The organism is Nonomuraea sp. NPDC001636 (assembly GCF_040298265.1).
Lineage (GTDB): Bacteria > Actinomycetota > Actinomycetes > Streptosporangiales > Streptosporangiaceae > Nonomuraea.
Genome location: NZ_JBEOZT010000008.1, coordinates 186,140 through 193,492, shown reverse-complemented (window position 1 = coordinate 193,492; position 7,353 = coordinate 186,140). Strand labels below are relative to the sequence as shown.

Genomic DNA, 7,353 nt, shown 5'->3' with positions numbered 1-7,353 from the left:
CCGGCGTCCTTCGTCTCGCCTGCGATCGGACGGGATCACCGTCCGCCTCCCAGCATCCTTCCCGAGCGCCGTAATCCACCACAAGCCCGTATTTATCGGGATTTCGGTCACGCAAAAAGTCCGTGCAGCCGCCGCGCCGGGCCTGACATGGCGCTACGCCGCCGACGAGCACGCACCGAGCAGGGACGCTCGCCGACCGTACGCGCCGGAGCGGCGGCCGGTTCCGTCACCCCCCGGCAAGCTCGGCCTTGAGGCGGTCGGCGATGTCGGTCCTGAGGGCCTTCTTGTCGATCTTCCCGACCTTGGTCCAGGCGAGCTCCTCGACGACGACGAGCCGTTCGGGCAGCTTGAAGCGGGCGACCTCGGCGCTCTCCATCCGCGCCCGGATCTCCTCCAGCGTGACCGTCGCCCCGGCCCGCGGCACGACGTACACGCACACGCGCTCCCCGAGCACGGGGTCCGGCATGGCCACGGCGGCGACCTGGCTCACGGCGGGAAGCCGGTACACGAGGTTCTCGATCTCCTCGGCGGAGATCTTCTCCCCGCCCCGGTTGATCATGTCCTTGTCGCGGCCGGCCACCACGAGGTTGCCCTCGGGGGTGCGCAGGCAGATGTCGCCCGTGCGGAACCAGCCGTCGCCGGTGAAGGAGCGGGCGTTGTGCTCCGCCGCCCGGTAGTACCCGCGAGGGGTGTACGGCCCGCGGGTGAGCAGCAGCCCCGGCTGGCCGTCCGGCACGTCCCGGTCCTGGTCGTCCACGATCCTGAGCTCGTCGGCGGGGCACAGGGGACGGCCCTGCGTGCCGCACACCGTCTCCACGGGGTCGTCGAGGCGGGTGAAGTTCAGCAGGCCCTCCGCCATGCCGAACACCTGCTGCAGCCGCGCCCCCAGCACCGGCTCGACCTGGCACGCCAGCTCGTCCGCGAGGCGGGCGCCGCCGACCTGGACGACCCGCAGGGTGGCGAGCTGCCCGGCGCCGTGCCGCACGGCCCGCTCCAGCCAGCGGCCGGCGACCGCGGGCACCACCGCGGTGTGCGTGACGCCTTCCGCCTCGATCGTGGCGAAGGCCCGTACCGGCTCGGGCGAGGGCAGCATGACCACCCGGCCCCCGGCGAGCAGGACGCCCAGGATCCCGGGGCAGGCGAGCGGGAAGTTGTGCCCGGCGGGCAGGCTGACCAGGTAGACCGAGTCCTTCGTGACCCCGGCGACCTCGGCGCTGGCCCGGGCGTTGTAGGCGTAGTCGTCGTGGGTGCGGGCGATGAGCTTGGGCAGGCCCGTCGTGCCCCCGGACAGCAGGAAGACGGCCACGTCCCGGGAGGAGGGGGCGGGCAGGTCGAAGCCGGTCCGGCCGGTGGGCGGGCCGCACAGGGCCCGCAGGTCGACGCTCCCCGGCGCGACGTCGTCCCCGGCGACCAGCACCCGCCATCCGGCCCCGGTGGCGGCGCGCACGTCGGCCGCGAGGTCGTGGGCGAGCCGCTGGTGGTCGAAGTCCCTGCTCCGGTCGGGGACGGCGATCGCCACCGCCTCGGCGTGCACGGCCAGATACCTCAGCTCGGCCCGGCGATGGGCGGGCAGCGCCATCACCGGCACGATGCCCGCGCGCAGGCACGCCAGCAGGAGGACGACGAACTCCCACGAGTTGCCCAGCTGCATGACGATCCGCTCGCCCGGCGCGATGCCGAGGTCGCGCAGGCGCACGGCGGCGGCGTCGGCGCGATCGGCCAGCTCGCCGTACGTGAGACGCAGCCCCGGCCCGTCTACCAGCGCGACGGCGTCCGGATGGCGGTCGGCGGCCTCCCGCAGCAGGGTGCCGATCGCGACCCCGGCCCAGTAACCCTGCTCGGTGAAACGGGTGACGTCGGCGTCGGGCCAGGGCACGGTGTGCTCAGTGATCGGGGTGGGCATCGTCGGCCTTCCTGGTGAGGATGACGGCGTCAAGCGCGATCAGACCTCGCTGCGTGAGCCGGAGCGGATTGACCTCGATCTCGTCCAGAAGCGGGTTGGCGGCGAGCAGGTCGCCGAGCCTGGAGACGATCGTGCCGAGGTCGTCGGGGTCGAGGACGGGGCCGCCGCGCCACCCGGCGAGCAGCGCCCGTCCGGCCAGTTCGGCCGCCATGCCGGCGGCTTGGCCGGGAGACAGCGGGGCGAGCCGGACGGCGACGTCGGCCAGGGCCTCGGCCACCGTGCCGCCCAGCCCGGCGAGCACCACGGGCCCGAAGACGGGGTCGCGCCGCGCGCCGACGACCAGATCGATCCCGGCCGGCGCCATGGCCTCCACCAGGTAGCGGCGCGCGCCCGCCGCGTCCAGCGCGTCGAGCGCGGCGTCCAGGCCGGCGGAGGTGGACACGCCCAGGTGCACGCCGCCGATCTCCGTCTTGTGCAGGACGTCGGCGTCCAGCAGTTTCACCGCGACCGCCGTCCCGAGGGAGTCGAAGGCGGCGTGGGCGGCGGCCCGGTCCGCGCAGGCGTGGCGGGGCATGGTCGCCACGCCCAGCCGTCCGAGCAGGTCCTTGCCGGTGTGCTCGTCGTACCGGTCAGCCGGGACGGCCGGCGCCCGCCAGGGGGCGGAGGCGGCCGGGCGGGCCGTCCGCGCGCGGGCGTCGGCCAGCAGCGCGGCGGTGGCGGCGGCGACGCCGCGGGCGTCGGCGGCCACGGGCACGCCCGACTCGCGCAGGGCCGCGCGGTCGCGGACGACGTCGTCGCCCGTGCCCGCCAGCCCGAGGACGACGGGGACGCCGCCGGTCAGGCCCTCGGCGACGGCGGCGACGACGTCGACCGCGTCCGGTTCGTGCAGGACGTACCCGGCGATGACGTCGACGCCGGGGTCGGCGCCGGTGGCGGCGAGCACCGCGCCCAGCTCGGGCCCCGGACGGCCGGTGTCGACCGGGTTGCGCTGGAAGGTCAGCGGCGGCAGCAGCCCGGCCAGGGTCTTCCGGGTGCCGGGAGCGAGCTCGGGCACCCGGATCCCGCGTCCGCGCAGGTCGTCGAGGAGCAGCAGGCCAGGACCCGCCTGGGCGGTCACGACACCCACCCCCGGGTCGGCGCACGGGCGGGCCCGGGTCACCGCGAGCGCGCCGACGGCGTCGACGAGTTCCCGTTCGTCGTCCACGAGGACCGCCCCCGCCTGGGCCAGCGCGGCGCGCGTGGTGCGCCAGGAGGTCGCCAGCGCCCCCGTGTGCGAGGCGGCGAAGGCCCCGACGTCGTGGCGGCCGACGACCAGGGCGACGACCGGCCGGGTGGCGGTGAGGCGGCGCACGCTCTCGACCAGCCGGGGCCCGTCCGCCACCGACTCCACGTGCAGCGCGACGGCGGTGGTGCGGGGGTCGTCGGCGAGGTGGTCGAGGACGTCGGGGGCGGTGACGCCGGCCGCGTTCCCGAGGCCGACGGCGAGGCTGACGCCGTGCCCCGCCTCGGTCAGCGCGAACGCCAGGGCGTGGTTGACGCCGCCGCTGGCGGCCACGACGGCGACGGCGCCCGCCCGCACCCGGTGGGCGCCGGGGACGAAGCTGGCGGTCAGCCGCGCGTGCGGGGCGAGGAAGCCGCTGGTGTTGGGGCCGAGGAGGCGCAGGCCCGAGTCCCGGGCGACGGCGGCCAGGCGTCGCTGGTGCTCGATCCCGGCGCCGCCCGCCTCGGCGAACCCGCCGCCGCACACGACGGCGGCCCGCACGCCCGCCTCCGCCGCCTCGGCGAGCACGCCGGCGCAGGCCGCGGCGGGCACGCAGAGCAGCGCGAGATCGACGGGGCCCGCCGCGGCGGCGGCGCCGACGGACGGGTGCATGGCGTCGTCGCGCGCGTTCACCAGTGCCAGGAACCCGTCGAAACCGGACAGCGAACGGGCCATGGCGGCGCCCAGTTTGCCGGGGTCCCGGGACGCGCCGACCACCGCGACACCCCGCGGCCCGAACAACGGCCCGAGATCACCCGCACGAGCACCCGAACCGGATCCGAGACCGTCCGCACGAGCACCCGAACCGGATCCGAGACCGTTCACGCGAGCACTCCGGTCGGGTCCGAGGCCGGTCATGAGAGCACTCCGACCAGGTCGGCGCGGCCGGAGAGCACCGTGGTCAGGGCCCGGTCGCGGTCGGGGTCCGGATCGATCAGCAGGGCGGGCAGTCCCGCGCGCATCCGTGCCTCCTCGCACAGCCGGGTACGGGTCAGGGCCGTGCCGCCGTGCACGGCGACCAGGGTCGCGCCGGCCGCGGCGAACCCCGACAGGTCGGGCAGCCCGTCCTCGGTGCCCGGCGCCTCCAGCAGGGCGCCCCACGCGCCGGGCAGCGGCGTCGCGGAGAGCGGCAGATCGTTCTTCCCCCGGACGGCGGCGGGCGCGCCGTCCGCGCCGGGCAGGACGTCGAGCAGCCGGCCGGACGCCGACCACCCGGCGGCCTCGAAGCCCGTCTCCAGAGGGGCGGCGCCGTGCAGGTCCCGCCACCGGCGATGGGCCGACGCGACGAACTCCGGCGCACGTCTGGCCAGGCGCGCGTCGGAGATGCTGCGGGACAGGAAGTGGTAGGCGAACTGCCACGGCTCCAGGGCGTCGTGGTAGCCGCCGAAGCTCTCCCACCAGGCGAGGCTGGGCCGCGCCGAGTCCTGGATGTGCCGGACCGGCGGCTGGGCGGCCCGCTCGTAGCCGGCGAGCGCGGCCGCCAGGTCGCCGGGGTGCCCGGTCAGCGCCCGCGCGAGCGCGACGGCGTCCTCCATGGCCATCTTGGTGCCCGAGCCCACGGAGAAGTGCGCGGTGTGCGCGGCGTCGCCGAGCAGCACGACGGGCCGCGGGTCCGTCGTGTGCCAGTGGCGGGTGCGGCGGGTGCGGAAACTGGCCCACCGGGAGTTGTTGGTGAGCAGCCGGCCGCCCTCGATGTGCTCGGCGAACAGCGTCTCCAGGTACGCCTTGGAGCGCAGGTCGCTCACCCCGGGCGGCCGGCTCTCGTCGAACGCGTCGAGACCGGCCCGCCGCCAGGACGCCTCGTCGGTCTCCACGATGAACGTCGACATGGCGCCGGAGATCGGATACCCGTGCACCGCGAAGACGCCGTCGGGGCCGCGTTCGTGGACGAAGGTGAGCCCGTCGAAGAGGTGGTCGGTGCCGAACCAGATGAACTTGGCCGCGGCGGTCTCCACCTGGGAGCCGAGGCCGGGGCCGAGCTCCTCGCGGATCCGCGAGGAGGCCCCGTCGGCGGCCACCACCAGGTCGTAACCGGTCAGGTCGGCGAGCCTCACCTCGGTGGAGAACCGCAGGTCCGCACCGACCGCGCGGGCCCGTTCCTGCAGGAGCAGGAGGAGCGTGCGCCGGACGACCGCGGCCATGCCGTTGCCGCCGCACCTGATCCGCTCGCCCTTCAGCCGGACCTCGATGTCGTCCCAGTGCCTGCCGTGCTCGGCCAGGGCCGCGCGCAGCACGGGGTCCGCCTCGTGGATCGTCTCCAGGGTCCGGTCGGAGAAGACCACGCCGAAGCCGAAGGTGTCGTCGGCGCGGTTGCGCTCGAAGACGGTCACCTCGCACGACGGGTCCGCCTGCCGGATCAGCGCGGCGAAGAACAGCCCGCCGGGCCCGCCACCGGCCACCGCGATGCGCATGGCCCGCTACTCCCTGGTCGCCGGGCCGAGGATCCGGCCGAGCACGGCGCTCAGCGCCGCCTCCGGATCGTCCGCCATCGACGCGGACCGCCAGGCCACCATGTGGTCGGGACGGACCAGGAGCACCCCGTCATCCCCCACCTCGGACAGGGCGCGGTAGTCGCCGTAGCTGTCCTCGTAGTCGCAGCCGCGGCCGATCGACCGCACCCGGACGGGCACGCCCAGCCGCTCGGAGACGCGCTCGGCCGCCTCCCGCCAGGCCGCGCCGCCGATGCCGGTGAGCAGGGTGAACCGGCCCCGGCCGCACAGGTCGAAGGTGGAGACGCGCTGCTGGTCCCTGGTCAGCCACACGTGCGGCAGGTGGCGTCCCGGACGGGTGGAGGCGAAGTGGTAGACCTCCTCGTCCCGCGGCGCGGGCTGCTCGGGCGTGCCGTCGGGCACGATCGCGCCGGACGTGTAGTGCTGGTTGGTCTCGACGCCGTGCGTGTTGAAGCACATGATCGTGGCCTGCATGGCGGCGTCGAACGCCTGCCGCCGCTCGCCGCCCTCGGCCGTCGGCGGCAGCAGGGCGTCGAGGGCGTCGCGCAGTTCCGCCGCGCCGGAGGCGGGCGGCAGCCGCAGCGCCTTGAACAGCTGCGGCATCAGCCCGTCGCTGCGCTTGGCGCGCTGGACGATCTGCCTGGCGACCGGCAGCCGCTCGTCCCGGTAGCTGTCGAGCAGCGCCGGGGCGGCCTGGCCGCGCAGCACCATGGCGAGCTTCCAGCACAGGTTGTAGCTGTCCTGGATGGAGGTGTTGGAGCCGAGGCCGTTCATGGGCGAGTGCCGGTGCACGGCGTCGCCGACGCAGATGACCCGGCCCGCCATGTTGTCGGTGGCGTAGACGTCGTTGACCGCCCAGGTGGAGATCGACTCGACCGTCACCGGCACCTGGTCGTCGCCGATCAGCTGGTGGGCGATGCGGACGCCGTCCTCCTCGGTGAGCGTGGGCTGCCCGGCCTCGACGTCGTAGCCCCACACGCCGACCCATTTGGTCCACGGGCGCACCATGCGCAGCACGCCGATGCCGTTGCCGTCGTGGCCGACGCCCGGCTGGACGAACCAGTACATGTCGCCCGGACGGTGTTCGACGAAGCGGGTGAGGTCCGCCTCGAACACCACGTTGATCGAGCCGCCGAGTCCCATCTTGCCGACCAGCGGCAGGCCCGCCTGCGCGGCGACGGTCGAGTTGCCGCCGTCCGCGCCGATCAGGTACTTGCTGCGGATGCCGTACTCCTGGCCGGTCAGCCGGTCCTTGACCAGGGCGGTCACGCCGTCGTCGTCCTGCGTGAACGTCAGCAGCTCGGTGTTGAAGCGCACGGACGACCCGCGCGCGGCGGCCGCGTTGACCAGGATGGGCTCCAGCACGTGCTGCGGCAGGTCGCACACCGAGCACGGGCTGGCCAGGTCGTGCTCGGCCTTGAAGTGCGGGTGGGTGTACCACGTGCGCAGGCGGCCGAGCTCCTGGCCGGCGAGGCTGGTGGCGTACACGTGCTCGCCCATCAGGTGCTGGGGGGTGGCGTTCTTGGTCACCTCGCCCTCCAGCCCGAGGTCGCGCAGCACCTCGACGCCGCGCTGGTTGGTGATGTGCGCGCGAGGCGTGTTCGAGACCCCGGCGTACTTGTTGAGCACGACGTTGGCGATGCCGTACGTCGAGAGCAGCGCCGCGGCGGTGGCGCCCGCCGGGCCGGCGCCGACGATCAGCACGTCCGTCTCCACGACGGGGGTGCGGGTTTCCATGT

Annotated in this window: 4 protein-coding genes; all 4 read right to left on the bottom strand. The window is 74.9% G+C overall.

The window, feature by feature from the left end; translation table 11 throughout:
- Positions 1–226: 226 nt before the first annotated feature.
- The 4 genes from ABT158_RS18180 to ABT158_RS18165 all read right to left on the bottom strand — a co-directional run bounded on the left by ABT158_RS18180 (position 227) and on the right by ABT158_RS18165 (position 7,351).
- The gene (locus ABT158_RS18180; protein WP_352354599.1) at positions 227–1,903 is read right to left on the bottom strand and encodes a (2,3-dihydroxybenzoyl)adenylate synthase; all 1,677 of its coding nucleotides are present in this window, start codon (positions 1,901–1,903) and stop codon (positions 227–229) included.
- Positions 1,884–3,881 carry an acetate--CoA ligase family protein gene (locus tag ABT158_RS18175; protein ID WP_352354597.1) on the bottom strand — a complete coding sequence of 666 codons (1,998 nt, stop codon included), beginning with the start codon at positions 3,879–3,881 and terminating at the stop codon, positions 1,884–1,886. The genes ABT158_RS18180 and ABT158_RS18175 overlap by 20 nt, the downstream gene beginning before the upstream one ends.
- A 137-nt stretch (positions 3,882–4,018) precedes the next feature.
- Positions 4,019–5,575: an FAD-dependent monooxygenase gene (locus ABT158_RS18170; RefSeq protein ID WP_352354595.1), complete on the bottom strand. Its 1,557-nt coding sequence runs from the start codon at positions 5,573–5,575 to the stop codon at positions 4,019–4,021.
- Between the two features lie 6 nt (positions 5,576–5,581).
- A complete protein-coding gene (locus ABT158_RS18165; RefSeq protein ID WP_352354593.1) occupies positions 5,582–7,351 on the bottom strand; it encodes an FAD-dependent oxidoreductase in 1,770 nt (589 codons plus the stop codon).
- Positions 7,352–7,353: the final 2 nt, after the last annotated feature.